This window comes from Vibrio sp. 1167 (genome assembly GCF_033340375.1).
Taxonomy (GTDB): domain Bacteria; phylum Pseudomonadota; class Gammaproteobacteria; order Enterobacterales; family Vibrionaceae; genus Vibrio; species Vibrio alginolyticus.
This window is the reverse complement of sequence record NZ_JAWOWK010000002.1, coordinates 636,956-662,815: the sequence shown is the minus strand read 5'-3', so window position 1 is coordinate 662,815 and position 25,860 is coordinate 636,956. Positions and strand designations below refer to the sequence as shown.

The 25,860-nt window shown below is 45.4% G+C and carries 24 protein-coding genes; 8 read left to right on the top strand and 16 right to left on the bottom strand.

Annotated features, from left to right (window positions below):
* Nucleotides 1-9: 9 nt before the first annotated feature.
* The 6 genes from R7Z78_RS06280 to R7Z78_RS06255 form a co-directional block, all read right to left on the bottom strand.
* Nucleotides 10-2,865: a formate dehydrogenase subunit alpha gene (locus R7Z78_RS06280; protein WP_053303069.1), complete on the bottom strand. Its 2,856-nt coding sequence runs from the start codon at nt 2,863-2,865 to the stop codon at nt 10-12.
* 10 nt (nt 2,866-2,875) lie between these two features.
* The gene (locus R7Z78_RS06275) at nt 2,876-3,076 is read right to left on the bottom strand and encodes a twin-arginine translocation signal domain-containing protein (protein ID WP_005396171.1); all 201 of its coding nucleotides are present in this window, start codon (nt 3,074-3,076) and stop codon (nt 2,876-2,878) included.
* Between the two features lie 73 nt (nt 3,077-3,149).
* A complete protein-coding gene (locus R7Z78_RS06270) occupies nt 3,150-3,776 on the bottom strand; it encodes a molecular chaperone (RefSeq protein WP_017820684.1) in 627 nt (208 codons plus the stop codon).
* Between the two features lie 9 nt (nt 3,777-3,785).
* Nucleotides 3,786-5,447: a 4Fe-4S dicluster domain-containing protein gene (locus tag R7Z78_RS06265; protein WP_017634908.1), complete on the bottom strand. Its 1,662-nt coding sequence runs from the start codon at nt 5,445-5,447 to the stop codon at nt 3,786-3,788.
* 308 nt (nt 5,448-5,755) lie between these two features.
* Entirely contained in the window at nt 5,756-6,385 is a 630-nt protein-coding gene (locus tag R7Z78_RS06260; protein ID WP_086046760.1) for a DUF3306 domain-containing protein, read from the bottom strand.
* Nucleotides 6,375-6,839: a DUF3305 domain-containing protein gene (locus tag R7Z78_RS06255; protein WP_005389514.1), complete on the bottom strand. Its 465-nt coding sequence runs from the start codon at nt 6,837-6,839 to the stop codon at nt 6,375-6,377. Before R7Z78_RS06255 ends, R7Z78_RS06260 begins: the two co-directional genes overlap by 11 nt.
* Nucleotides 6,840-7,162: 323 nt before the next feature.
* On the opposite strand from R7Z78_RS06255, the gene R7Z78_RS06250 reads away from it, so the two are divergent.
* Nucleotides 7,163-7,987: a formate dehydrogenase accessory sulfurtransferase FdhD gene (locus R7Z78_RS06250; RefSeq protein WP_104975312.1), complete on the top strand. Its 825-nt coding sequence runs from the start codon at nt 7,163-7,165 to the stop codon at nt 7,985-7,987.
* Nucleotides 7,988-8,227: 240 nt separating this feature from the next.
* Here R7Z78_RS06250 and R7Z78_RS06245 read toward each other — a convergent pair whose 3' ends face one another.
* From R7Z78_RS06245 to R7Z78_RS06235, 3 genes are all read right to left on the bottom strand, one after another.
* Nucleotides 8,228-9,820 carry an ABC-F family ATPase gene (locus R7Z78_RS06245; protein ID WP_025766654.1) on the bottom strand — a complete coding sequence of 531 codons (1,593 nt, stop codon included), beginning with the start codon at nt 9,818-9,820 and terminating at the stop codon, nt 8,228-8,230.
* 216 nt (nt 9,821-10,036) lie between these two features.
* Nucleotides 10,037-12,076 carry a cache domain-containing protein gene (locus tag R7Z78_RS06240; protein WP_005389520.1) on the bottom strand — a complete coding sequence of 680 codons (2,040 nt, stop codon included), beginning with the start codon at nt 12,074-12,076 and terminating at the stop codon, nt 10,037-10,039.
* A complete protein-coding gene (locus tag R7Z78_RS06235) occupies nt 12,066-13,517 on the bottom strand; it encodes a sigma-54-dependent transcriptional regulator (RefSeq protein ID WP_017820677.1) in 1,452 nt (483 codons plus the stop codon). The genes R7Z78_RS06240 and R7Z78_RS06235 overlap by 11 nt, the downstream gene beginning before the upstream one ends.
* Before the next feature lie 334 nt (nt 13,518-13,851).
* Between R7Z78_RS06235 and R7Z78_RS06230 the strand changes: the two genes are divergently transcribed.
* The 6 genes from R7Z78_RS06230 to R7Z78_RS06205 all read left to right on the top strand — a co-directional run bounded on the left by R7Z78_RS06230 (nt 13,852) and on the right by R7Z78_RS06205 (nt 18,826).
* Nucleotides 13,852-14,670: a substrate-binding domain-containing protein gene (locus R7Z78_RS06230; RefSeq protein WP_005389522.1), complete on the top strand. Its 819-nt coding sequence runs from the start codon at nt 13,852-13,854 to the stop codon at nt 14,668-14,670.
* Nucleotides 14,671-14,676: 6 nt separating this feature from the next.
* Nucleotides 14,677-15,375, top strand: coding sequence for an ABC transporter permease (locus tag R7Z78_RS06225; protein ID WP_005389524.1), 699 nt, complete (start codon nt 14,677-14,679; stop codon nt 15,373-15,375).
* Nucleotides 15,376-15,425: 50 nt separating this feature from the next.
* Entirely contained in the window at nt 15,426-16,145 is a 720-nt protein-coding gene (locus R7Z78_RS06220; RefSeq protein ID WP_025766658.1) for an energy-coupling factor ABC transporter ATP-binding protein, read from the top strand.
* On the top strand, nt 16,123-16,710 hold the full coding sequence (gene mobA / locus R7Z78_RS06215; RefSeq protein ID WP_169644506.1) for a molybdenum cofactor guanylyltransferase MobA: 588 nt from the start codon (nt 16,123-16,125) through the stop codon (nt 16,708-16,710). The genes R7Z78_RS06220 and mobA overlap by 23 nt, the downstream gene beginning before the upstream one ends.
* Nucleotides 16,707-18,485 (top strand): bifunctional molybdopterin-guanine dinucleotide biosynthesis adaptor protein MobB/molybdopterin molybdotransferase MoeA, encoded by a 1,779-nt coding sequence (locus R7Z78_RS06210; protein WP_053303075.1) that lies wholly within the window; start codon nt 16,707-16,709, stop codon nt 18,483-18,485. The genes mobA and R7Z78_RS06210 overlap by 4 nt, the downstream gene beginning before the upstream one ends.
* Nucleotides 18,486-18,559: 74 nt before the next feature.
* Nucleotides 18,560-18,826: a DUF2960 domain-containing protein gene (locus R7Z78_RS06205; RefSeq protein ID WP_005377584.1), complete on the top strand. Its 267-nt coding sequence runs from the start codon at nt 18,560-18,562 to the stop codon at nt 18,824-18,826.
* A 215-nt stretch (nt 18,827-19,041) separates the two neighbouring features.
* Here the strand turns inward: R7Z78_RS06205 and nagK are convergent, their stop codons facing one another.
* Entirely contained in the window at nt 19,042-19,950 is a 909-nt protein-coding gene (gene nagK, locus R7Z78_RS06200) for an N-acetylglucosamine kinase (RefSeq protein ID WP_005377586.1), read from the bottom strand.
* A gap of 175 nt (nt 19,951-20,125) precedes the next feature.
* Nucleotides 20,126-20,875 (bottom strand): tRNA-uridine aminocarboxypropyltransferase, encoded by a 750-nt coding sequence (locus R7Z78_RS06195; protein ID WP_021033873.1) that lies wholly within the window; start codon nt 20,873-20,875, stop codon nt 20,126-20,128.
* 140 nt (nt 20,876-21,015) lie between these two features.
* Here R7Z78_RS06195 and R7Z78_RS06190 point away from each other — a divergent pair, with 140 nt between their 5' ends.
* Complete coding sequence (locus R7Z78_RS06190) at nt 21,016-21,831, top strand: sterol desaturase family protein (protein ID WP_031777247.1); 816 nt, start codon at nt 21,016-21,018, stop codon at nt 21,829-21,831.
* 103 nt (nt 21,832-21,934) lie between these two features.
* On the opposite strand, the gene R7Z78_RS06185 is transcribed toward R7Z78_RS06190, so the two are convergent.
* The 5 genes from R7Z78_RS06185 to R7Z78_RS06165 form a co-directional block, all read right to left on the bottom strand.
* Nucleotides 21,935-22,153, bottom strand: coding sequence for a hypothetical protein (locus R7Z78_RS06185; RefSeq protein ID WP_005389537.1), 219 nt, complete (start codon nt 22,151-22,153; stop codon nt 21,935-21,937).
* A gap of 48 nt (nt 22,154-22,201) precedes the next feature.
* The gene (locus R7Z78_RS06180) at nt 22,202-22,582 is read right to left on the bottom strand and encodes a hypothetical protein (protein WP_053307088.1); all 381 of its coding nucleotides are present in this window, start codon (nt 22,580-22,582) and stop codon (nt 22,202-22,204) included.
* 198 nt (nt 22,583-22,780) lie between these two features.
* Nucleotides 22,781-23,194 carry an NUDIX hydrolase gene (locus R7Z78_RS06175; protein WP_104975309.1) on the bottom strand — a complete coding sequence of 138 codons (414 nt, stop codon included), beginning with the start codon at nt 23,192-23,194 and terminating at the stop codon, nt 22,781-22,783.
* Entirely contained in the window at nt 23,184-23,603 is a 420-nt protein-coding gene (locus R7Z78_RS06170) for an NUDIX domain-containing protein (protein WP_054574143.1), read from the bottom strand. The genes R7Z78_RS06175 and R7Z78_RS06170 overlap by 11 nt, the downstream gene beginning before the upstream one ends.
* A 194-nt stretch (nt 23,604-23,797) precedes the next feature.
* A complete protein-coding gene (locus R7Z78_RS06165; RefSeq protein WP_104975308.1) occupies nt 23,798-25,816 on the bottom strand; it encodes a methyl-accepting chemotaxis protein in 2,019 nt (672 codons plus the stop codon).
* Nucleotides 25,817-25,860: the final 44 nt, after the last annotated feature.

The following is a 25,860-nucleotide window of genomic DNA, read 5'->3' as shown; positions in this document are numbered from 1 at the left end:
TCAGACTCCTTACGCTTTACGAATGTTACATAGGGTTACTTTGGTTTCCTGCATCAAGGTAACCGGGTCGTAACCGTAAGTGGTTGCCGTGTTAGCCGATTCGCCAACAACGTAAGGTTGTGTACCTTCTGGGTATTTAGGGCGTAGGTCTTCACCTTCGAACTTACCGCCAAAGTGGAACGGAATGAACGCCAAACCAGGTTTCACACGACGTGTTACCATCGCTTTCACCTTGATTCGTCCTTTCTCTGCACCTTCAACCCAAACATCATCACCATCTCTAAAGCCAAGATCGTTCGCGTCTTTCGGGTTCACTTCAACAAACATTTCTTGTTGAAGCTCGGCAAGCCAAGGGTTTGAACGCGTCTCTTCACCACCACCTTCGTATTCAACCAGACGGCCAGAAGTCAGAACGATTGGGTACTCGCCCGATTTGTCTTGCTCTTGAATGGATTTATACAACGTAGGAACACGGAAGATTGCATCTTTGTCTTCCCAAGTTGGGTAATCCGTTACAAGGTCACGACGTGGTGTGTAAAGTGGTTCACGATGCAGTGGCACACGGTCTGGGAACGTCCAAACAATCGCACGCGCTTTCGCGTTACCAAATGGAATACAACCGTGCTTGATCGCGACACGCTGAATACCGCCAGAAAGGTCAGTCTTCCAGTTTTTACCCTCTGCTGCCACTTTCTCTTCAGCAGTTAAGTCGTCCCACCAACCAAGTTGTTTCAACAACTTGTCAGTGAACTCTGGGTAACCGTCTTTGATTTCACAGCCTTTCGAATAACTGTCTTCTGCAAGAAGGCTCTTGCCTTCAAATTCCACACCAAAGCGCGTACGGAAGTTACCGCCACCTTCTGCAACCGTCTTAGACGTATCGTACAGAATGTGTGTACCTGGGTGTTTCATTTCTGGTGTGCCCCAGCATGGCCAAGGTAGACCATATGTTTCACCGTTGACAGGACCACCTTCCGCTTCCAATGTGGTTTTGTGGAACGTATGCCAGTTTTGTTGGTGCGCTTTCAAACGCTCTGGGCTTTGGCCTGTGTAACCAATCGTCCACATGCCTTTGTTGAATTCACGCGTTAGGTCTTCAATCACCGGCTGGTTGTTTTCAACACGGATGTTTTTGAACAGAAGATCGGAATAGCCCAGTTTCTTCGAAAGCAGGTACATGATTTCGTGGTCTGGTTTTGATTCAAACAAAGGTTCAATCACCTGATCACGCCATTGTAGGGAACGGTTAGATGCGGTAACGCTGCCGTGTGTTTCAAACTGTGTTGTTGCAGGAAGCAGGTAAACGCCGTCGGTACGGTCGTTCATTACCGCAGCAACCGTTGGGTAAGGGTCCACAATCACCATCATGTCCAACTTCTGCATCGCTTTTTTCATCTCAACACCACGTGTTTGAGAGTTCACTGCGTGTCCCCAGTAGAACATTGCACGGATGTTTTCGCGCTGACGAATGTTGTCTTTGTTTTCCAGTACACCATCAACCCAACGAGATACAGGAATACCTGCACTGTGCATTGGTTTCTGACCGCTGTAAGCGTTGTCATCGAAACGACCTTTGATCCATTCGTAATCGATTTCCCACACTTTTGACCAATGACGCCAAGCGCCTTCAGAAAGGCCGTAGTAGCCCGGTAGCGTGTCAGAAAGTACGCCAAGGTCGGTTGCGCCTTGTACGTTATCGTGACCACGGAAGATGTTTGCGCCGCCGCCTGATTTACCAATGTTACCAAGCGCTAGCTCAAGCACACAGTAAGCACGTGTGTTGTTGTTACCAGTAGTATGCTGAGTACCACCCATACACCAAACAATACAGCCTGGGCGATTTTCAGAAAGCAGTTTTGCTGTTTGGTAAACGTCTTCTTCTCTTACGCCTGTTACGCGCTCAACTTCTGCTGGCGTCCATTTCGCCACTTCAGCACGGATCTCATCCATACCGAATACACGTTGACGGATGAACTCTTTATCTTCCCATTGGTTTTCGAAGATGTGCCACAACACACCCCAAATGAATGCTACGTCAGAACCAGGACGAAGTGATACATAGTGATCCGATTTTGCTGCCGTACGTGTACGACGAGGATCCGCTACGACGATCTTACAGTTGTTCTTCTCTTTCGCGATCAGAATGTGCTGCATCGCCACTGGGTGTGCTTCAGCTGGGTTTGAACCAATGAACAGCATCGACTTACAGTTGTGCATGTCATTGAAAGAGTTGGTCATCGCACCGTAACCCCAAGTGTTTGCTACACCCGCCACGGTTGTTGAGTGACAAATACGCGCTTGGTGGTCAACGTTGTTCGTACCCCAAAGTGATGCCATTTTGCGGAACAAGTACGCTTGTTCGTTGCTGTGCTTTGCGCTTCCCAAGAAGTAAACCGAATCAGGCCCAGACTCTTTGCGGATGTCCATCACCTTGTTACCGATTTCTTCGATCGCTTGATCCCAAGAAAGCTTTTTCCACTTACCGTTTTCAAGCTTCATTGGGTATTTAAGACGGCGCTCACCGTGGCCATGTTCACGCAGTGCTGCGCCTTTTGCACAGTGACCACCGGCGTTAAATGGGTGGTCGAATGCAGGCTCTTGACCCGTCCAAACACCATTTTGAACTTCTGCGTAAATACCACAACCCACTGAACAGTGAGAACAGATAGTACGTTTTACTTCTGTTTTCGCTTCTGGATCGACTGATTTTGCTTGCGCTTTTTTCATCATTCCCGGTGCGAATAGACTAGCACCAACCACTGCACCACCAGCGGCAAGCGAAGTGTTTTTCATGAATGCACGACGAGATACGCCAAGCTGGTTCGTTTCTTTGCTCACACTGTCGGAGCGTTTGACAAGTTTCATCCGTTATCTCCTAAAGTGTGTCGTAGTAATCGCGAATGTGTTGTGTTTCACGATACCCTTTCTTCTTCACGTCTTTTTCAGAAGGCTCAACCGTTTCTGAAGCAACGGCCACTTTCGTGGTTCCCGCAACAACAGCACCGGCAACGGCAGCGGTTGTGAAGCCTTTTAGGAGATCCCTACGGCTCGTGTTTATTTCTTTATTATCTTTCATCATTGCTTCCTTACCTTACGGTAGATCTTTGGAGACTCATGCCTCTCTATCGATATGACCAAGTACTGCTCGATTACTCGTAATCAGTGACGTTTTTCACATCAATTTTTAATTTGTTCTTACTGCTTTTGGTGTTCACGCTAAAGCGCACTTGCTCTAACGTTAAAAACGCGTCGCAAAGCTGTGCAGCTGGCTTGTAGAAGTTCACGCTTTCTGCGCTCTCTAGTTGGCGCGTAAAAGATTGGAACCAAGGGGCGATGTGTTTGTTAAACACCGCTTGTTGAAGTTCTTCCTCTTCACCTGTCAGCATTGCCATCACTTCGCACAGTGCAGAAATATGGTCTTCAGGCTCTTTCACGTTCTCTTCTCGTTCGATGCCTAAAAGATCCAAATCGCGACGAATTTCCGCTAACGGTTTTTCCATCATCGAGCCAGTGCGATGCCAAGATCCGAATGGCACAACTTCACCACGTCCAATGCCAATAAACAGATCTTGATATTCTTCTTCTAACGCTTCTCGCTGCGCTTCGTTCGCGGCTTGTTGCAGTGCGAGCCAAGCTTTTTGCATCGCGCTCTCAGACGGTTCAATTTCTAGCGATTTCAGGAACGCCAGCATTTCATCACTAGGCGCACTACGAAAAAGTGCAGATAGAACGAGATAAATGTCTGTTCTCAGTGTTTGTTCTTGTTGTGTGTCCACTGCGAGCTCCTAGTATTTTAATTGTTTCATTGGGTCTTCTGCCATCGACTCAAACATGTCGATCACACGGCAGTCTTCACACATCGCGATACGATTGATCGCCGCTTCATCAGAGAAATGAGAGTGACCGCGTAACTTGTTTTGTAGCATGTCGATCATCGATTGCGGAGCAAAGGGCTTGTGACAACGAATGCACTCGGCTGCCTTTTCTTCATGAATCACAACCGCTTTCTGGCGTTCTTCTTTCACCCAGTTCATACGAGGAGTAAGCGTCAGCACTTTCTCTGGACACGCTTTCTCGCACAGCCCACATTGAATGCAGTCTTGCTCGACGAATTTAAGCGACGGAGATCGACCGTCCGTATGCAATGCACGTGTTGGACACACCGCCACACAGCTCATACACAACGTACAACCTTTACTTTCACAAGAGACTGTGCCGTAAGGTGCGTTCGCTGGAAGTTCAACAATGTTCTCAACTGGAATACGTGATGCGGACAACGCATCCAACGCCGTAAATAGACGCTGACGTTTGTTGCCTTGCAAGTCTCCTAATGCCAAATCAAAAGACTCGGTACAAAGTGTCGGAGCACCTTCACGTAGTGACTCTAGATACAGAATGTCGATGGTTTCTTTGGCGATACCAAGCTGACCGAGCAGCTCTTGAGCAATACCTACTTCGCTATTAAGCACACGAATAATGGTTTGAGGCATAAAACGTGAAGCCGCAAACAGCACCTGAGTAGCACCATTCACAAGCGCGGCGAACCAAGTATCAATACCAACCGAAGGCAGTTCTTCCACCACAATTGGAATCACATTATCTGGCAGTGCTTTTAGTGCCATCACGTTGTAGCTCTCGTGGCGAGAACTGCAAATCAATACGATAGGATCTAAACCACCCGCTTGCTCATAGTTGGCGAGCGTACGTTCAATAAACTTTTGCGTATCTTCAGGGTTTGGCAGTGCGTAATGAATCGCTTCTGTCGGACACGCTGTAGCACAAGTACCCACGCCTTGACATAGGTATGGGTTGATCTCGATGCGATGGCCCGTTTTGTCGCTGCCTTCACTCGATAGTGCCCCTGCCGGACAAGCATCCACACACCGTTCGCAACCTTTTACGCCACGAGAGCTGTGTGCACATAAATCGGTATCTAAACGGAAAAATTTCGGTTTATCGAACGTCCCCATTAAGGTTGGAATCTCTTCCAACGCTTCAGCCAGTTTCGGATAGCCACGACCTACTGGGTAGTAGCCCGGTACTGGGACTTCTTCCGACATGCAGCTGTTAAGGCAAAGATCGAGTACGATATCGAAACAATCGCTATTGATCGCGACCTTGGCAAGATTGTTGGTCGAACCATGATTTTCAATCAGAACTTCAAACGTACCTAAGAACCCTGAAACCTGAACCGAATTGGCGTAATAAAGCTCGGGATTTGTGCCCTTTTCGCCATCGGTAGAAAGCAGCGTTAGGCTGTTCATTTGCGACAATTGCGCTGCCGCACTTTCGATGATTGCTGTTGGGCCCACAATCAAAGTATTACCGCCGCTTTCATAGCTTACGGTTGGTGGAATAAGATTGGTCAACTCTACGGTATTTTCGAAAGCGTACAGCCTCGCTTTACCGTTATTGGAAGTTGCTTGTTCTAATAATTGTTTCAGCATTGCTCAATTCCATTTATGAACATGGATAGTCTTTTCCATCTCTTAGTGTAGTTAGCGCCGGAGATTCTGCTGATTAACTTATCAATGAGCATTCTTATTCCGCCATCTATAGGCGATGAATACTACGCAGTGCGTCCGTACTAACTTCAACCAGATTGGTATTGAGCAACAGAAAGCAAGCGTCATGCCAATAAAATATCAACTAAAAATCAATAGGTTATCAATTTTACTGGCAAATAGTAGGGATAAAAAAACCGGTTGAGACATTTTGTCTCAGCCGGCTCATTGAGTGTTTAGTCAAAATGTACCTATTCTTTGTGTGGTATATTTTGTCTCACCTCGTTAGGCTGTGATTCTTCAGCAAAAGTATCACCTTCGCCAGGAACTGTATTTATATACAGTTTATTTTCATCTTGAGTAATTTGGCCACTTTTGTCGGTGTTTGACTCTGCGTCTTCAACTACCTCAGATGCGATATCGTTAGCGTTAAGCTCAGACCCTTGCGCAGTTTCAGCGTCTGGTTCGTCTTCCACTTTGTCTTTAACCCAATCACGCAGCGTCTCAGCGACGTCTTGAGAAAGTGACTTTAAGTTACTGTAATCATCATCGTAATCGTCTAGGCCGTCACGCACGTTAAATTCTTCGGACAAGAACATTTTGCGCAGCGCGGCTTTCTTAACGCTTTCTGAAGCTTCAGAAACCAGCAGTTGCGCCACAGACATTTCTTCGGTTTTTTCAGTCTCTACACTCGCGGTAATGTCTGGAGCCTGACTATCCTCATCGATGTTCAAAGCATCTGAGCTTTCGTCAGCGTTTGAAAGCGCTGTGACATTATCTTCGGATTGCTCCGTCTCTGCTATCGGCGTAATCTCTTCATCATGTTGGGAAGATTCTTCTAGTTTACGTTTCGACCAACGGCTTAAAAAACTAGTTGCCATTTGCTCTGCCTGCTCCTTTGCGTTTCTTGCGTCTTACTTCTAACAACTCACCGTGACGACCAATAAAGGCTTCCATCCAAGCCTGAACGGCTAACGGCATATCGTTAGATAGTACAAGGTTATCACCATCCATATATTGCGCCGCAACAGATTGTGAGGCCGTCAGTAGCTGTATCGCTGGTTTTTCACCAGACTCGACGTTATCCATCACTAAAAAGAGTTTAGGTTGCTGAGAGCTTAAGTTAAAACGGTAGTCTGTACGCTCGTCTTTATGTAATTGCAACAGACAAACATCTGGAGTCTCTTCCGTCGGATTCAGCGCAAATCCTGTCAACTGCCATTGGGTTGTCACCCAAATCCCTGTACTGATCTCATGCTCAACAAGCTCTACGCCGATTGGCCATGTATCCTCAGTCTTTTCGTAATTTTTTTCGAAATCTTTCTTATCCGACATAACTCACCCAGTCTTTCTATTTTTGGTCTGAAAACACACAGGACATTTTGCCCCCGTTTTCGACCATTTTTATTGTCTTCGAAGCAATAAACGCGCCAAGCTGATATAACTTAGTCTATATACTCCCTCAGGCTATAAGTACCAAACTAGACGAAACTCAAATGTATTGATGTGTCATTACTGCGAACTCGCAGTTTTAATGCATTGTTGACATAAAACCTCGCAATTTCTGTGGGAACCGCTATTTTGGAATGAGATTTGCTAGCCACTTAAAAAGCTAAAATGCGTAGCAACCTAACGCTCTTAATCACTAGGACACGACTGTGCTGAAACCAAACATTATTAAAACCAGTGAAAATCCCCTGCAAACCATTGAAGTCGATGTGTACGACGAGTACGGCGAAAAACTGACAAAGCAAATCGCGTGCGAGCGTCCTCTTACGGTCATGCTGAACTGGAAAGAAGTGGTCACGCTCATGACGCTAGGTTCGCGTCCAGAAGCACTAGTACTGGGTTATTTAAAAAACCAAAGCTTCCTGTCCGATCCAGCCGCGATTGAATCCGTTATTATTGACTGGGAAACGCATTCCGCAGCGGTGATTACTAAAGAAAACACTGAACACTTAGAAGGCGCCCTGAAAAAGAAAACCGTCACCTCAGGTTGTGGCCAAGGCACTATGTATGGCAACGTGATGAAGCAGCTTGAAAATTATCAAGTGCCTCAAGCTTCTCTTAAGCAGTCAGAAATTTATTCTGCGCTGGAAGCGTTAACCCATTACAACGACACCTACAAAAAAGCGGGCGCAGTACACGGCTGTGCGGTTTGCAAAGGAAATGAGGTGTTATCATTTGTGGAAGATGTCGGCCGTCACAACGCAGTGGATACACTTGCAGGTGAGATGTGGCTCAAAGAAGAAACAGGTGAAGATAAAATTTTCTACACAACTGGTCGCCTTACATCAGAGATGGTGATTAAAGTGGCTCAAATGGGCATTCCTGTTCTGCTTTCTCGCTCTGGCGTTACTCAAATGGGGTTAGATCTAGCGAAGCAATTTGGTATTACAACCATTGCGCGTGCGAAAGGTTTGCGCTTCCAAGTTTTTACAGGAGCCGACAAGGTTGAATTTGATGTAAAAGGCAACCAATAACACCTTTTCAGTGTAAACTAAAACCAATAATGCGGATTCACAGAGGATGTGGACTATGAATAATGACCAATTGTGGAATTTTCTGCTTACGCCCAGCGGTATCATGCTTTCTATGATTATTACCTTTGGCGTAGTCGGGCTCTATGCGTATATAACAGGTCAGTTTAAGGATTAAGGCCAAATATCAAAAAAGCCTCGCTAAATAGCGAGGCTTTTGCTTTTTAAACGCTTTGCGAGTAATTACGCGTCAACACCACGAGATTTTAGGAACTCAGAGTAAGTGCCTTTAAAGTCTGTGATTTTACCATCGCGGATTTCGATAATACGCGTTGCTAGTGAGTCTACGAATACACGGTCGTGAGAGACGAAGAACAACGTGCCTTTGTATTGCTCAAGCGCCGTGTTCAAAGATTCGATCGATTCCATGTCCATGTGGTTGGTTGGTTCGTCCATTAGCAGCATGTTTGGCTTGTGCATCATTAGCTTACCAAGCAGCATACGACCTTGCTCACCACCAGACAGTACTTTTACTGACTTCTTAATGTCATCTTGACCAAATAGCATACGACCAAGGAAACCACGAACGACTTGCTCGTCATCACCTTCTTGACGCCATTGACCCATCCAATCCGTTAGGTTCATGTCTTCTGCAAAGTCATGCGCGTGGTCTTGCGCGTAGTAACCGATGTTTGCATTTTCAGACCATTTGAACTCACCAGCACGCGGTTCAAGTACACCAGCAAGCGTGTTTAGAAGTGTTGTTTTACCCACACCATTTTCACCGATGATCGCAACGCGCTCTCCCACTTCAAAAATTGCATTGAAGTCTGAGAACAAGTCCTCTTCAAAACCTTGGCTCAGGTTTTCTACAATCAGAGCGTTACGGAACAGCTCTTTAGACTGTTCAAAACGAATGAATGGGTTTTGACGGCTAGACGCTTTCACTTCGTCCAGTTTGATCTTGTCGATTTGCTTCGCACGAGATGTCGCTTGTTTTGCTTTCGATGCGTTTGCAGAGAAACGTGCAACGAACGTTTGTAGCTCAGCGATTTGTGCTTTCTTCTTCGCGTTGTCGTTTAGTAGACGTTCGCGAGCTTGAGAAGCCGCCGTCATGTACTCGTCGTAGTTACCAGGGTAAACGCGTAGCTCACCGTAGTCCAAGTCAGCCATGTGTGTACATACTGAGTTTAGGAAGTGACGGTCGTGCGAAATGATGATCATTGTGCAGTTACGCGCGTTTAGCGTATCTTCCAACCAACGGATTGTGTCCATGTCCAAGTTGTTGGTAGGTTCGTCAAGAAGCATCACATCTGGGTCTGCGAATAGAACCTGCGCTAGAAGCACACGAAGTTTCCAGCCTGGTGCTACTTCACTCATTAGACCGAAATGTTGCTCCATTGGGATACCTACAGCAAGAAGAAGCTCGCCCGCTTTGGCTTCTGCCATGTAGCCGTCCATTTCAGCAAACTGAACTTCTAAGTCAGCCACTTTCATGCCGTCTTCTTCGCTCATCTCAGCAAGTGAGTAGATGCGGTCACGCTCTTTCTTCACTTCCCATAGCTCTTTATGGCCCATGATGACGGTATCGATTACCGTAAATTCTTCGTAAGCGAACTGGTCCTGGTTCAGTTTTGCAACGCGCTCGTTTGGATCGTAGCTTACGTTACCGCTGGTTTGCTCAAGCTCGCCGCTGAGGATCTTCATAAAGGTTGATTTACCACAACCGTTAGCTCCAATTAAGCCATAGCGATTGCCTTCGCCGAACTTAACTGAAATGTTTTCGAATAGCGGCTTAGCGCCGAATTGTTGAGTAATATTCGCTGTGGAGATCAAAACCTTTACCTTAGCAATTGGGGTGTATTTAGAAAAACCGGGCAACGGTACTTGTTCATGCTACATACTGCAAGTGTTGTTTTTATTAATTCACTCCAAGTGAAATCATTGTAAGGTTTCTAAGAAGCAAAAGCGTAAACATAAATGCGTCATTAAATACAAAAAAGAGCCACTATCGTCAGTGGCTCTTTTTCCATTAATGCTTCAAAAAAGTGACTAAGCGATGTTCGTCACCTCTAGGATCAGTTCGGCTTTTTTAGGTAAATAAATACTGAATTTACTGCCTGTTCCCCATTCAGACTCTGCTTTTAACTCACCACCCGTTTGGCTGAGAATACTTTGGGAGACCGATAGCCCTAACCCTGTGCCTTCTCGTTTCGTTGTGTAAAATGGCGAGAAGATTCGACTCAAGTTTTCTGGTTTAATACCGCAGCCCTCATCGATAACATGAATCGCAGCTCCTTTCACTTCGCCCTCTTCAATCCAGTCTTCACTGACTACTGTTAAAGTTCCTTTACCGCTCATTGCGTGAATGGCGTTCATTTGCAAATTAACTAAGATTTGTAGCAAGTGGTGACGGTTTATCTCAACGGACGTATGCGCTTGTAGGTCAGTCACAAACTCAACGTCGCGTTTCTTGGTGCCAGTTTTAACCAAGGTGATGCTTTCATCAATAATAGGATTGACATGTTGCCAAGTGATTTCATCTTGAACACCGCCTTGGCGACTGTATTGCAATAAACTGCGTGTGATATTGCGGATACGATCAATTTGCGCGTGAATCGCATCAATCTCCTCTTGTACTCGACTTGCATCGTCACCCAATTCAAAATGGATCAATTCTACGTTGCCAAGAATCACGGCGGTTGGGTTATTAATTTCGTGAGCAATCCCCGCGGTGAGTTCTCCCAATGCTGCCAGTTTTTCATGAACAACGAGTTTGTCGCGGGTTTGGTTGAGCAATTGAATATGCAGTTCAAGATCTTGGGTTTTTTCTCTCAGGCTTGCCGTACGCTCTTGAACTTTGCATTCAAGTTGAGCTGCGGAGTTTTTCAGTTCAATTTTGCGCTCTTCTAGCGCGTCTAACATATCATCAAACTGTCTGGCTAACTGCGCAAGTTCATGATCGGCATCTAATCCTAACGGGCCAATCCGTTTTTCTTTACCTTGTTGGACCTGCTTCACCACTTTATGAATGCGTTCGATCGGTCGAAACAGATCATAAGAACCGCGATATACCATCACGCCGGAAACCAGCAATAACATAACCGTAATCAAGCTGATTTCGGCAATGTTCGTCATGTAGGCTTTAACGAATGGCCACATGAGGTAACCCGTATAAAGCATACCAATAACATTGTCGTATTGGTCTTTGATTGGTTGATACGCCGTAATATACCAAGCGTCATACACATAAGCGCGATCAACCCACTGTTCACCCTTCGAAAGTACTTGGTTATACACTTCTGCGCTCACGCGAGTGCCTATGGCGCGCCCTAGCCTATGATCGCTGTCTAAAGGAACGTTGGTGCTCACACGCAAATCATCGAGAAATACCGTCAACGTACCCACAGGGCGAAGGCGGTCATTATCACTTAAGTAAATGAGATCGCGGATTTGATCCACCAGCACTGTGCTGTTGTTAAGGAGCAAACCACCATCCAGAAAGCCGATCAAATCGTTCGCTTGGCTGTATACCGGAATCACGGTTCGACTGACTAACCCACGCGCCTCCCTGTCACCATCAGCAAGAATAGGCACTTCTGCTCGTTTGGCGAGTTCAGGATCGAGGCGTTCGAGTTCTTCTTTATTGAGTACATCAAAAAACGATTCGCGCTTGGTGAGATCCATAAAGCGAAATTTGTTTTCCATGGAATTAACGCGTTGGAAAGAGAGAAAATCTAAAGCATATCTTTTCTTCTGCTCTGTGACCCACTTTTGCAGGTCACCTTGTGGCGTTCCTTTATTAATGCGAATACGGAAATCGTACGAATCGGCAAACGCCCGCACGTAATTGGCTTGCTTTTGCTGTAACAACGTTACACTGTTATTTGCAACACCAAGACGTTCCGAGACATCAAGCAGCGCATTTTGCCACGTGTAATGAATAGACCAATAAATGGTAATGCCGATCAGAGCTAACAACGTGAGGAAAATCGGCGCAGAGGTTAAGAATAACAAACGATAACGCACCATGGTTTTAAAACGGTGCGTCCATTTTGACAATCCTTTGTGCTGTGGGCCGTTAGTCGGCATATTCCTCATCCTCAGAATCCCATTCTTTGTATTTACGTTCTAAGGTCTTGCGAGCTACGCCCAAGTCACGAGCAGCAGCAGACTTATTGCCTTCATGCAAGTTAACGACTTGTTTAATATGTGCTTTCTCGACTTCTTTTAACGTCCAGCTGTTTGGATAGCCTTCGCCAGTAAATTCTTTGCCTTCTCTAAAGGTTGGTAACTCAGCAGAGTGAGAAACAGTAATCGATACATTAGGCAGTGAATGCCCGCCATTCAGCTCTCGCCAATAGTGTGCAGGTGGTTTGCCAAGCAAGATACAACGCTCAATCAAGTTTTTCAGCTCACGAATGTTTCCCGGCCAATCGTACTCACTCATGGCTTCCATGTCCTCGTGCGCCCATTTGGGCGCAGGCATACCGAGCTCGCGCGTCAGCATGTTGCTGAAAAATGGCACCAACTCAAATAAGTCGGTTTTGCGCTCTCGCAGCGGACACACTTCAATTTTCAGAACGTTTAAACGGTAATAGAGGTCACTGCGGAAATTACCTTGATTGACCTCTTCTTGCAGGTTTCGGTTGGTTGCCGCTACGATACGGACATCAATACTGATCTCTCTTTCTGAACCGACAGGGCGAATCGTACGCTGCTCTAACACACGTAATAATGATGCCTGCATTGCAAGTGGCATCTCCCCGATTTCGTCAAGAAATAAGGTGCCACCGTTAGCAACACGGAACAAACCTTCACGCGATTTTTTTGCACCGGTAAACGCGCCCGATGTATGACCAAACAACTCACTCTCTAAAAGCTCAGGTGCAATCGCGCCGCAGTTGATTGGCACAAACGGGCCCGTTCTCCCACTCGCCTGGTGGATACCTCGTGCAACTAGCTCTTTACCCGTACCCGACTCACCTTCCACCAAAACAGAAGCGCGTGATGGTGCAAATTGGTTAATAAGTTGCTTAAGCAGGCGCGTTTTTTCTGAGCCGCCGATGATCTCTGAGGTATTGTGACGTTGGTAATCGCGTGTCATGGCGTACTGCATGCGTTCGTTCAAACGGCGATCCATACAGCGACTGACCGCTTTTAACATCTGCTCAAGGTTGAATGGTTTGAGGATAAAGTCGGAAGCACCGAGCTGTAGCGCTCGAATGGCAATTTCTAAATCCGCATAACCCGTCATAAAAATCACATCGGCACGTTTGTCATCATCTTCAAACGCTTCTTCCCACTCAATTCCAGAACGCCCTGGCAGATTAATATCCAGTAAGATCAGATCATAATGTCGAGAATTACGCAGTTGTTCTGCTTCTTCGATGCTACCAGCTGTATCGACATGTGAAAAAAGCTTACCCAATGCCTTTTTCAAGATGGCTTGCATGCCTAATTCATCATCGACGACCAGTACGGAAAAGGCGCTATATTGTTGGTTTGTACTAAGATGGGATTGAGTAGACATATTTACCCCAGATGGATTTCGATGGGACAGAGTGTACCAAGTTTAAACAGAGATACCCTACAAAAAGTGCGACATTTTGTACCAACGCAAACTTTTATGCAAATAACCCCATGATTTAGTGCATAAACCAAGCACTTTAAGCTTGTAAAAGGTTGGCATCTTGTTTGCTATAAGGTGGATACGGAGCGCATTTAAGTGATCTCAGGATGTTGATGTTTGCTTATTCCAACACCCTGAGACAACTTGCGTATTACGCTAATCGCTCTCGTCCAAAAAGGCTTCTCCCTAAAACCTGGAGAGATTCCAAAGAATCATTGGAAAGGAACACATAAAAATGAAAAAAATTGCGCTAACTCTGGCTGCAACGTCAATCACGCTTGTAAGTTACTCTGCGTTTTCTGCTCAAGACGGAGAACACGTTCGCCTTGCAACCACAACCAGTACTTACCATTCAGGTTTACTTGATTACCTGCTTCCACAATTTGAAAAAGACACGGGCTACAAAGTCGATGTTATTGCTGCAGGTACTGGTAAAGCCTTAAAAATGGGCGAAAACGGTGACGTAGATTTGGTGATGACACATGCACCAAAAGCTGAAGGCGCATTTGTTGAGAAAGGCTACGGCGTTTTACCTCGCAAGCTAATGTACAACGACTTTGTGATTGTAGGCCCGAAAGCTGACCCAGCAACAATCAAAAATGACGAAGGCGTGTTAGATGTATTCAAAGAGATCGCAAACAAAAACGCAACGTTCATCTCTCGCGGCGATGATTCTGGTACACACAAAAAAGAAATGGGCTTCTGGGCTCAAACTAAAATCGAACCGAACTTTGGTGGCTACCGTAGCGTAGGTCAAGGTATGGGCCCAACTCTAAACATGGCGTCTGAAATGCAAGGCTACACCATGACGGATCGCGGCACATGGCTGGCTTACCAAAACAAATTGGATCTAGAAATTCTGTTCCAAGGCGATGAAAAACTGTTTAACCCGTACCAAGTTATTCTTGTTAACCCTGAGCGTTACCCAACGATTAACTACCAAGGTGCGAAGGCATTCAGTGATTGGTTGGTAAACCCTCGCGGACAGGAACTTATCAATGGTTTCCGCCTAAACGGTAAACAACTGTTTGTTGCGAATGCTGAGAGCAAATAACGCAATATGAATCTTGCTGATACAACACTGGAAGCGCTTCGCTTACTGGTGAATTTTGATGCAGACCTATGGGAGATCGTTGCGGTCTCCTTTAGTGTTTCTATCACGGCAATATCCCTAGTGGTATTGCCGGCTATTTTGATGTCCTTTGTACTGGCGTATACCGACTTTCGCGGTAAATGGTTTTTGTTGTCGATCGTAAATACGCTGCAAGCGGTCCCTACCGTGGTGATTGGCCTGTTGCTGTACATGTTGCTGTCGCGTGCTGGCCCTTGGGGAGACTGGCAAATGCTGTTCACTCAGAAGGCAATGATCTTCGGCCAAATGGTGATCTGCTTCCCTGTTTTGGTATCGATGATGCATGGTGCATTACAATCTAGCGACCGTCGTGCAGTGGAAACTGCCATCACGCTGGGCGTCTCCATTCCGCGCTTGGCAGCTACGATGATTTGGGAAACCCGCTTTCCTCTACTTGCGGCTATCATTGCAGGGTTTTCACGTATCGTGACCGAGGTGGGCTGCTCAATGATGGTTGGTGGGAACATTATGGGCGTGACGCGAAATATTCCCACGGCTATCGCAATGGAAAGCAGTAAAGGTGCTTTTGCGCAAGGAGTTGCATTAGGAATTGTATTACTATCTTTAGCGTTGGCTCTAAACTTCTTCTTATCAAGCATGAGAGGCAAAGGCTACCTCAGAACATAGAACATGAAGCAAACAAACGACTCACCATTAACCCCATGTCGAGGCGAATTATGACTATAAAAATCACCGCCGAACAGTTATCCATGCGCTTTAAAGAGCGTGTGCTTTTCCACATCCCTGAGTTAGCCATCGGCCCAAATGATGCCATTTATCTCAAGGGTGACAATGGTGTGGGCAAAACTACCCTACTCAAAATCCTTGCTGGCTTGCTCAAACCCTCTACTGGTGATGTTGTTGCGCCAAAAGATACGTGGCTAAAAAGACTGACGCGTCGCAATGGTCGTGTCGATGTGATTTATCTCCACCAATCCCCTTACCTTTTTGACGGCACTGTATATGAAAACGTAGTCTATGGAGTGAAATATCAACAAGACACGCAAAAAGATAAGCGAGCTCAAGTTATTCACGCGCTGCGCATGGTAGGTTTAGAAACCTTAGCGGACGAACATATTTCCGTGTTGTCCGGCGGTGAAAAACAGCGCGTTGCCATGGCAAGGGCTTGGATCTTAAAACCGTCGATTTTGTTGATGGATGAGCCAAGTGCGTCTTTAGACCAAGAATCCATTGAACGATTGGTGGTGATGGCGAAAGATCTTTTGGATCGTGGTTCCAGTATCGTGGTGACAAGCCATCAGGCCAACGCACTGACCGACTTATGTAAAAAACAGTGGTGGATTAAAGACAAGACTTTGATAGAGTCTCCTCTGTTGTATGTCATACCAAAAGAAACATCCCAAGAGAATGCATATGCTTCAACCAACACAAACTAGTTGGGTCATTTTGGCTGGTGGCCAAGCCAGCCGTATGGGTGGAAAAGATAAAGGTCTGATTGAGTTAAATCATAAGCCACTCATCGAGCACGTTATTGAACGTTTATCTCCACAAACTCCACGCATTTTAATTAATGCCAACCGAAACCAAGATGCGTACAGCAAATTTGGTTTCGTATTTAGTGATCAATTCAAAGATTTCCCTGGGCCTATGGGCGGTATTCACGCGGGTTTGATGCATTCTGAAACCGACTGGGTCGGATTTGTACCTTGCGATAGTCCACAAATTAACACCGACCTTGTCGAGCGTTTCTGCCAGGCCGTCAAAGAAGACAGCGATATTTTGGTCGCGCATGATGGTGACCATCAGCAACCTGTTTTTACGCTCTACCACAAGCGCGTACTGCCAAAACTCACCGCGTTTTTAGAACGTGGCGACCGCAAAATCATTCTGCTCTACAAAGAGTGCAACACCAGTTACGTTGACTTTAGCGACTCACCAAACTGTTTCGTCAACTTGAACACTCCGGAAGAACTGGCGCAATTTGGACAATTAGAATCATGAAACACACGCTAAACATTCCTATTCTTGGTTTTGCAGCTTATTCAGGCACAGGCAAAACCACGCTACTTGAAGCCCTATTGCCAAAGCTGACCGAAGCAGGTTTACGCATTGGCATGCTAAAACATGCGCACCACAACTTCGATGTCGATAAGCCGGGTAAAGACAGCTACCGTTTACGCAAAGCTGGCGCATCTCAAATGCTGATTGCTTCTCGCAACCGTTTTGCGTTAATGACAGAAACGCCAGAAGCCGAAGCGGAGTTTGAATTCCTATTAACACGTTTTGATGAAGACATGCTTGATGTGGTTTTGGTCGAAGGCTGCAAAAACATCGCGTTTCCTAAAATCGAATTGCACCGTGAAGAAGTCGGCAAGCCTTGGCTTTATCCAAACGATGAAAACATCATCGCTATCGCTTCAGACGGCGGCGAGTTGGACTCTGAACTGCCACAAATGAACATCAATGATCTTGAAGCGATTGCTCAGTTCGTTATTCAGTATGTTCAAGAAGCGAAAGCACCAAAAAACAAAGAGAAAGAAGCCGCATGTTGCGACACACTTTCTCCTGCTTTCCTTTCTGTGGTTCAAGGCCAAGAGAAAATCCTTTCTTTGGTGAACACGGTTTCGGAAATAGAAGCATGCAAGATTGAAAACGCCTATGGCCGCGTTCTTGCGGAACATATCGTTTCACCAGTAAATGTGCCGCAATACACCAACTCCGCGATGGACGGTTATGCCATCCGCAGTGATGATGTTGACCGTGATAGCTACCAAGTGGTTGTTGAAGTGATGGCGGGCCATGCTTACGATCAACCTCTGGACGTTGGTCAAGCGGTGAAGATCATGACTGGCGCACCAACACCACGTAACGGCGACACAGTGGTCATGCGTGAGCAAGCCTCTCAAGAAGGTGACAAGGTCACCTTTAACGGTGCGAATATCAAAGCAGGCCAAAACGTTCGTCAAGCAGGTGAAGATCTCGCTATCGGCAGTGACGTCTTTACCGCAGGCACTCGCCTAGCCTCTCCAGAAATGGGCATGATCGCTTCGCTTGGTTTTGGTGAAGCGAATGTGTTCCGCAAAGTGAAAGTTGCCGTGTTCTCCACCGGTGACGAAGTACAAGCGCCGGGAACAGAGCAAAAAGCGAATTCTATCTACGATTCCAACCGTTTTACCATCATGGGCATGCTTGAAAAGCTCGGCTGCGAGATCTTGGACTTCGGTATTCTGGAAGACAACGAAAAGTTAATGATTGAAGCGTTGGAAAACGCATCGGCGCAAGCGGACGTGGTTATGACTTCTGGTGGCGTATCTGTTGGTGATGCGGATTACATCAAACTTGCCTTGGATAAACTTGGTCAAATAGATTTTTGGCGAATCAACATGCGTCCGGGACGTCCATTAGCGTTTGGTCAAATCAACAACAAGCCGTTCTTTGGTCTGCCGGGCAACCCTGTTGCCGTGATGGTTTCATTCATCAACTTTGTCGAGCCTGCACTGCGTAAGATGCAAGGCGAACAAGGCTGGAAGCCTCTGAAAGTGAATGCCATTGCGACTGAAAACCTTCGCTCTCGACAAGGTCGTACCGAGTTTAGCCGTGGCGTCTATGAACTGGATGCAACTGGCCGTTTAACCGTTCGTACAACAGGCAAGCAAGGATCTGGTATTTTGCGTTCAATGAGTGAGGCGAACTGTTTGATCGAAATCTCCCCAGCTATTGATACAGTTAAAGCGGGAGAAAGCGTGACAATTATCCCACTTCAAGGCAGAATCTAGCTCAAACTAGAAATTCAAAGGTCAGCGAGTCTGGCCTTTTTGTTTAATACCGAAACCTTTTCAGAGAGACAGCTATGGCTCGCACCATTCTTTACACTTACAAAGACCAAGACAAAGAACTGACGTTCTCATACCAGCAACACCGCAACATTCAAGAAGCAGTTGCAGAAGCCGAAGGTATCGATATCACTGAGTTCCTAAAGATGGAGCAACAAATCGAAGCAGTGTCTGACACTAAAGCAGTGCGCAACTACCGCGACAACTACTTCAGAAAATTAGGCTTTAGTAAAATCACCCTAGCTCAAAAAGAAAACCTCGGCGTAGGCAAAAAGAATAAATAAGCTTAGCTGCAAACAGAAAACTCACGATTCGCCGTGAGTTTTTATGCATGCTACTTTTGTTCATGATCCATACCCGAGGATACCGAAATTACTTAGGTATATGAGTTACTTGGGTATATGAGTTACTTCAATTATAAGTAAAAAGCCCCGTTTTACCTTGATGGTCTAAACGGGGCTTTAAATTTCTTACTTTGTATCGAGTAAGGTTTCAGTCGCTACTTGATGTTTAAGAACGCAGCGCCGCGTACACCACCTGAATCACCGTGTTTTGCTTTGATGATCTTAGGACACTTAGCCACAGACAATAAGTGTTTAGGGATGCGTTTTGGCATCTCTTCGTAAATCAATTCGAAGTTAGATAAGCCTCCACCAAGTACAACGGTGTGTGGGTCTGTTGCAGTAAACAGGTTTGCAAAGCAGATTGCTAGCAGCTCCATAAAGCGCTCGACGTGCTCTACTGCTTTCTCTTCACCCTCTGCGTGCGCTTTAATAATGTCGATCGCTTTCTTCTCTTCGCCGTAGTAATGCGCGTAAAGAAGCTCGAAACCACGACCCGATAGGTAACTATCTAAACAGCCTTTGTTGCCACAGCCACAGCCAAGTAATGGTGCGTTTTCGCCCAGGTGGAACCATGCGTCGATAGGAAGACGTGTGTGACCCACCTCACCCGCTACGTGGTTGCGGCCAGAGAATACTTTGCCTTCGTAGATAAAGCCGCCACCAAAACCAGTACCAAGGATCAAACCTAGTACAGATGGTTCATCTTGAAGATCTTCGTCCCAGGCTTCAGAAAGCGCGAAACAGTTTGCATCGTTTTCAATTTTTACGCTGCGACCGATTTTAGCTTCCAGATCAGCACGAAGTGGTTTGCCTTTTGCCGCAGGAACGTTAACTGTTAGTACCGTTGCATCATCGGCATCTTCCATACCTGGTAGGCCAAGACCAATCGTACCTTCGCAGCCAAACTCTGTATCGTATTTGTTCACCAATTCCGCAATGGTATCAACCAGCAGCTCGTAGTTGTCTGTTGGTGTAGGTACACGTTCCGTCGCTACACGCTCAAGCTTCTCGTTAAATGCACCAAATTCAATTTTAGTGCCGCCGACATCAAAGCCGTAATACATGTATTTCTCTCCTAAAAAATGCTTCAAACGACTCTCAAAAATGGCTAGAGTCAAAAGTATAAACTGATGGCATTATCCATATCTGTACGCCTGCAAACCGTGACCGAATGCAGATTTATCCCCTCACCGAAGCCAGTTGAACAACATACCATCAACAAAAGCTCATTCCTTAGAGTCAGCTCTCGGTTTTCATCCACTCTTTGAAACGTTTCAAGTGTGGCTGGTTAGGGTCGTTTTTGACTCGAGTCTTGCTCAGCATGTAAGTTTCTCTGAAGGCTTCAAACCACAATTGAAGGCATTCCGCAGCTTTCGGCTCACCAGCTTGTTTTAAAACTAATGTCGCGACTTCGGCGGTTGAAAGATGCTGCTCATTCTCGGAGCGGCGCATGATGTATTCAGACAGAGATTCCGGCTCAATGGAAAGCACAGGCAAAGATTTAAGAAAATCAGAACGACGGAATATCTTTCGCGCCTCACGCCAGCTACCATCAATAAAGATCAGCAACCATTTTTTGTTCTCGACATCTTCTTTTACCAATCGCCCTGGCTCTAGATCTTCAATTAAACGAGAGGGATCATCCACATAGTCTGCAGGAAATACAATCACCGGTTGGTAACTGTCATCCTGTAGTAGCGCTAGCATCTCTTCAGACGGTTCTGTTCGGTTCCATTGATACACGTAAGTCTCTTGAATCGTATCAGCGATTAGACGACCGGTATTACTTGGCTTAAACACTTCGTTTTCAGAAACAATCAACATACATGCAATATTGGCCTTGATGTTTGGCTGAAGGTCGCACAAACAGTGTTGCTCAGAAACCTGGCAATATTGACAACGAACCACTTTACATCCACGCGCGTTGAAAGGCTTGGTTGAGATAGATTGTCGGTACTGATATAAACGGTGGAAAGCGTGAATTCTCATGGTAAGTAATGCCAAGTAAAAAGTAGAGCGCGATTCTACTGATATTATGGTTTCGCCTCAAGATAAGCCCATCAGCAGTGTGTTGAAATAATTTCACTCTTATCTCGGTCATAGATAAAGAAATAAATAAGGGAATGACAGTGACAGAAACGACATTTCAAGAACCCTCATGGCTCAGATTAGGCTTTTTCCTTGGCGTATTATTGCTTTGTGCCATTTGGGAGAACAAATTGCCTAGAAAAACACTGACCGCTTCGCGCAGGTTTCGCTGGGTCAATAACTTGTCATTGGTTGCTTTTAACAGCCTAGTTATTGCTTTAATCATGCCTATCGCCGCCTTTCAAGCTGCGGTCATAGCTCAGGAGCAACAATGGGGGCTGCTGAATATTCTGTCCCTCCCCGCTTGGTTAAATATTTTTCTAACCGTCATTTTGCTTGATTTCGTCATTTACGCTCAGCATGTTGTCTTTCATCATGTAAAACCGCTGTGGAAGATTCACCGAATGCATCACGCCGATCTCGACATAGACGTCACCACAGGCGCACGCTTTCATCCCTTCGAAATAATCATTTCAATGGGAGTAAAAATTGCAGCCGTGTTTATCTTAGGTGTTTCACCTATCGGAATTGTGGTATTTGAAATTGTGCTTAATGCGAGCGCGATGTTTAATCACAGTAATGCAAAACTGGCTTTATCTATGGACCAAAAACTGCGAAACGTCATCGTTACACCAGACATGCATCGCGTGCACCATTCAGTGATAGTAAAAGAGACCCACTCAAACTTTGGTTTTTTCCTTTCAGTTTGGGACCGCTTTTTTGGGACATACCGAGCTCAGCCTAAGTTGGGTCATGAAGATGTTGTTATTGGTGTGCCGGAAATTAGAGACGAAGAAGAGCAAAGATTAGATAAGCTGTTAACGCAGCCCTTTCGCTACAATAAAGAGAAGAAGTAATGGTTGAAAAAATATTGTTGGATGAAGTATGTCAACAAAACGAATAGACCAAGCCTAAACCCCTGTTAAACACTACTTCATCCTCATGATGTGTAAGAACAGATTAGTTTTCTGCTAGCTGACGCTTTTTGTTTAACTGAGTAATACCAACAAATAAACCAACAACACCAAGCACTGCACATGCCAAAGCATTGGTGTTCATTACTTGCTGTGCCTCTATTGAGCTGTATAGAAAAGCAAGGCTGAAGAAAGTGGTGGCAAAGCTCAAACCTGTCAGTACGCTGAAACCAGCAAAACTGGCCAAGTCTTTAAAATCGTTCATAACGAGTCCCTGTTTACAATCCTTAATCGAGTGTTGTGAAAATAATAATTAACGAAATATTTGGCGCGATTGACTATGTTTTCGCGCATTCCATAACCAGATAGATACCCCAAATGAGAACCCTAAAAACAGTGTCTTCATTTGTAGGGCGACGTTGTTATCTAATATTTCTAATGTATAGTGAGCGTGGGAACTAAAGATAACATTGGTTATAAGAATCAATAACATAACGACTAGGCCAGAGCGGCGATGCTTGACCAATAGATACGCTGCTAATAAGTCTAACAGCCCCAACGAGCTCCAATACATATTCAACCAGCGTGGCGCAAAATCGTAAGGTAAAAAGCCACCAACAATGTTGTCATAAAGATGAACCACTCCGCCAACTGTCATAAAAAGGCATAAGAGAAACACGACGAATTTATCCATTACCGTTTCCTTATCTGAATGAATGAGCAAAGCATATAGAAGTCACTTAAACATTTGTAATCCCATCGCCATTTTTGAGATCGACAGTGCCATTATCAACACGATGAGAACAGTAACGGCTGCTCTACCTTCTTTATTTAGCATAGTGTTTGCTTTGTCATTGTCCCAAATCCGCCAATGCAACGACAGAATCCTCCTTTAAATCACGCCTTGGTTTATCAACTCTCGTACCTTTTCCAGCCCGCGCTGAAACACAGTATGTGCATTCGCGGGAAGGCCGCTCTCGACATCGTGCCAGAAGAACGCGAAATCATGTCCACCATCGTCTTGCGTATGAAACAGCCATGAATTAGCGAGGTCAGCACACTCACACAAAACAAAATGCCATACTTGATTTTGAAAGCCACTGTCCCATGAGCATAAATATCGTGCGGAACGAACATGTGTGATACCAGACTCCTCAGCGAGCTCCCGCTTGGCCGCTATGATGTAACTTTCATCAAACACTTCAACAGTGCCCTTGACGAGCTGAACACCCACCAACGGATGTTTAAAAAGTAGGATCTCTTGATTTTGATTACGTAGAACGACGGGGCAAACTTTATCGATCACAAAACCACTCCTTATGGTTCAAGCAAAAGGCTTTAGCTTTCTCTGGATATAAAGAAATCGAGTGAAGTTGCTCTACACGCACCCACTTCAAATGGTACTGATTAACATCTGATTTTCTGATTTGCTCTGGCCCACTCCCTAGTTTCACTTTTAAGTTCCCTACATAAGAAAGAAAATAGGTTTCTAAGCGACCTTGATTTTCGAGTTCCAAAACTTTCTTAACCGAACCAAGTTCTATTGAGGTTTCTTCCCGCGCTTCTCTTTTAGCAGCTTCAACAGGTTCCTCACCTGCTTCAACACTGCCTCCAGGGAAAACCCAATACTGTCTGTCGTTTCGAACGCGATGGATAAGCAAAAGTTCTTGGTGATGATTAACTAGTATGAGGCTGGCTCTTTGTGATAACTGCATGATTCATTCCTTTGAATTCTGGCGACATTCTAGTCAACGAGTCCCTCGAACAAAGCATTAACAACTAAACCCTTTAGAAATGAACGAGATGAGATGTAACTCACTTTTGCAATGCAAATAGGAGCCATTAAATGAGTAGCCGTAACAAAAAAGCAGAACCGAGGTTCTGCTTTTAGTCGGTGGAAACATCTCATTTACTTAGTCTGATGAAGCTCATACTTGTGCAGCATTGCTTGCTGGTGCCCAGCAATTTCCGCCACTTGCTCAGAACTCTCAACCATAGACTCAAGCTGCAGCTTTGTGCGTTCGCCAAGATCAGAAATATGTGTGATGGATTGAGATACATCTGCCGTCGCTCGTTCTTGTTCTTCTGTAGCAACTGAGATTTGCTCAACACGTTCTTGAATGTACTTAACCGCGAGGTTGATATCAGAGAATGTCGATTTCACTTCATTGCTGGACTTTAGCGCGTGGGTCATTTCTTCTCTTGAATCATTAACTGCTTGGCGCGAACGCTCTGCGGCAGTAATAAGCTCGCTCATCATTTCTCGGATGTTCGTAGTTTGTTGAGAGGTATCACTTGCAAGTTTGCGAACTTCATCAGCGACAACCGCAAATCCACGCCCTTGCTCACCAGCACGGGCAGCCTCTATTGCTGCGTTGAGAGCAAGTAAGTTGGTGTTGTCCGCGATCCCACTGATCATATCGACCATTTCACGAATCTGTTTTACACGCTGGTCTAGCTCTAACATTGACTGTTCATTTACATCCAAAGAGCTTTCTAATGACTCCAAACGTTCGCGGTTTTGTTCCACGACTTGAACCCCTTTTTCAGTGTGTTGGGTTGCAAGGAGCGAGTCCTGTGAAGATGCATTTGTCACCATTGCTATTTCACGAATAGAGGCTTCAAGCTGCGTTATGGTCGTGATCATACTCGACAACGCTTCATTTTGTGTTGCCAACCCATCACTTGTTTGTTCGGCTGCACTGTGACTTACTTCTGCCGTCTGATAAAGCGTTTCACAATTGCGCGTCACCGTTTGAATGGAGTCATGTGTGGAATCGATTACTTGATTCAACTTTCGTGCTACTTCTTTCAGCTCATAGGGGCCAACTTCTTCTGCCTTGTCACGAAAATCATGTTCGGTAAGTGCTGAAAGACGCGTTAGTACATTCCTTAACCCTCGGTTTGTCCATGACTTGAGACTAAACCAAGTAACAAGAATAATAAAAGAAATCACACACGCCGCAAACACGAGCACAACGCTCACCGATTCAATGGTCTCGTTGACCACCCGCTCCTTTTCATCGATCAACTGACCAGCGGTTTGGGAGATTTGATCAAGTAACCGCATGGTTTCATCCGCAAGCATCGAAGCCTGTTTAAACTCTGAACGTTGCAATTCCCCTTGTTCTAGTTTGGCGAGGATCAAACGCAGCACGCCCTTTTCACTAAAGCCTTGTTTCACCATCTCATATGGTGCGGTTAAGCTTGCATATTCACTTACTTCAGGATGGAAAGATTGGAAGTCTTCATAGGCGAGTTTAATACCTGCTATGCGATTTCGCATTTCTCGGTATTCTTTTTCGGCTTTGTTTAATTCTGAGTGCATCATCATGACTAAGAACGTACTTTCCATTGAGCTTGCAGAAGCAATGAAACGGTTAGCGGCATCGCTCGACTCAGGATTATCAGCACTAAGGAACGAACTGATTCGATTCATTTCCGGGCCGATAGAGCTAAGCCCATAGCGAAAACCACCAACAGCGGCATCAATATCCATTTGAATTTGTATCACCGAAGATTGCTTCAACAAAATGGACTGCGTGATGTTATGTAAACGCGCTAGTTTGGTGTCTAACTCCTCCGAGAGTTGCTGAGCTACACCAGACGCTTTCACAACCAAAGTTGTGCTTTGAGTTGCAAGAGAGTCGATTTGCTCTTTTACGAGAGGCAACTCTTTCGGCTCAGTAATCTGCATACCATGGTTGAGTAGCTTAACCATCTCCAATACATTCCTGGTTAACTTTGCGTTTGCCATCGCGATTGGTAATGCTTTTTGCGACAAGTCTTCAAATTGTTCCCCTACCTGTTCCATTCCTTTGAAACTTGAGACAGAAAGGGCTATAACAAGAGCAATGATAGTTAAAAATGTTGCACTGACAGCCTGAATCAGTGAAAGTGATGTGCGTGAGCGTTTTCGCTTTGCCATAATCAATTTTTATTCTTTCTTAAGGTTGAATCGGTTCTGCAGTG

Excerpts from the sequence above, each read along its gene's own strand:
- R7Z78_RS06265 (WP_017634908.1), bottom strand. The coding sequence starts at position 5,447 with ATGCTGAAACAATTATTAGAACAAGCAACTTCCAATAACGGTAAAGCG.
- R7Z78_RS06255 (WP_005389514.1), bottom strand. The coding sequence starts at position 6,839 with ATGTCGGATAAGAAAGATTTCGAAAAAAATTACGAAAAGACTGAGGAT.
- R7Z78_RS06260 (WP_086046760.1), bottom strand. The coding sequence starts at position 6,385 with ATGGCAACTAGTTTTTTAAGCCGTTGGTCGAAACGTAAACTAGAAGAA.
- R7Z78_RS06230 (WP_005389522.1), top strand. The coding sequence starts at position 13,852 with ATGAAAAAAATTGCGCTAACTCTGGCTGCAACGTCAATCACGCTTGTA.
- R7Z78_RS06225 (WP_005389524.1), top strand. The coding sequence starts at position 14,677 with ATGAATCTTGCTGATACAACACTGGAAGCGCTTCGCTTACTGGTGAAT.
- R7Z78_RS06180 (WP_053307088.1), bottom strand. The coding sequence starts at position 22,582 with ATGGATAAATTCGTCGTGTTTCTCTTATGCCTTTTTATGACAGTTGGC.
- R7Z78_RS06240 (WP_005389520.1), bottom strand. The coding sequence starts at position 12,076 with ATGCCGACTAACGGCCCACAGCACAAAGGATTGTCAAAATGGACGCAC.
- R7Z78_RS06280 (WP_053303069.1), bottom strand. The coding sequence starts at position 2,865 with ATGAAACTTGTCAAACGCTCCGACAGTGTGAGCAAAGAAACGAACCAG.
- R7Z78_RS06235 (WP_017820677.1), bottom strand. The coding sequence starts at position 13,517 with ATGTCTACTCAATCCCATCTTAGTACAAACCAACAATATAGCGCCTTT.
- R7Z78_RS06165 (WP_104975308.1), bottom strand. The coding sequence starts at position 25,816 with ATGGCAAAGCGAAAACGCTCACGCACATCACTTTCACTGATTCAGGCT.
- R7Z78_RS06195 (WP_021033873.1), bottom strand. The coding sequence starts at position 20,875 with ATGAGAATTCACGCTTTCCACCGTTTATATCAGTACCGACAATCTATC.
- R7Z78_RS06170 (WP_054574143.1), bottom strand. The coding sequence starts at position 23,603 with ATGCAGTTATCACAAAGAGCCAGCCTCATACTAGTTAATCATCACCAA.
- R7Z78_RS06220 (WP_025766658.1), top strand. The coding sequence starts at position 15,426 with ATGACTATAAAAATCACCGCCGAACAGTTATCCATGCGCTTTAAAGAG.
- R7Z78_RS06185 (WP_005389537.1), bottom strand. The coding sequence starts at position 22,153 with ATGAACGATTTTAAAGACTTGGCCAGTTTTGCTGGTTTCAGCGTACTG.
- R7Z78_RS06205 (WP_005377584.1), top strand. The coding sequence starts at position 18,560 with ATGGCTCGCACCATTCTTTACACTTACAAAGACCAAGACAAAGAACTG.
- mobA (WP_169644506.1), top strand. The coding sequence starts at position 16,123 with ATGCTTCAACCAACACAAACTAGTTGGGTCATTTTGGCTGGTGGCCAA.
- R7Z78_RS06275 (WP_005396171.1), bottom strand. The coding sequence starts at position 3,076 with ATGAAAGATAATAAAGAAATAAACACGAGCCGTAGGGATCTCCTAAAA.
- R7Z78_RS06210 (WP_053303075.1), top strand. The coding sequence starts at position 16,707 with ATGAAACACACGCTAAACATTCCTATTCTTGGTTTTGCAGCTTATTCA.
- nagK (WP_005377586.1), bottom strand. The coding sequence starts at position 19,950 with ATGTATTACGGCTTTGATGTCGGCGGCACTAAAATTGAATTTGGTGCA.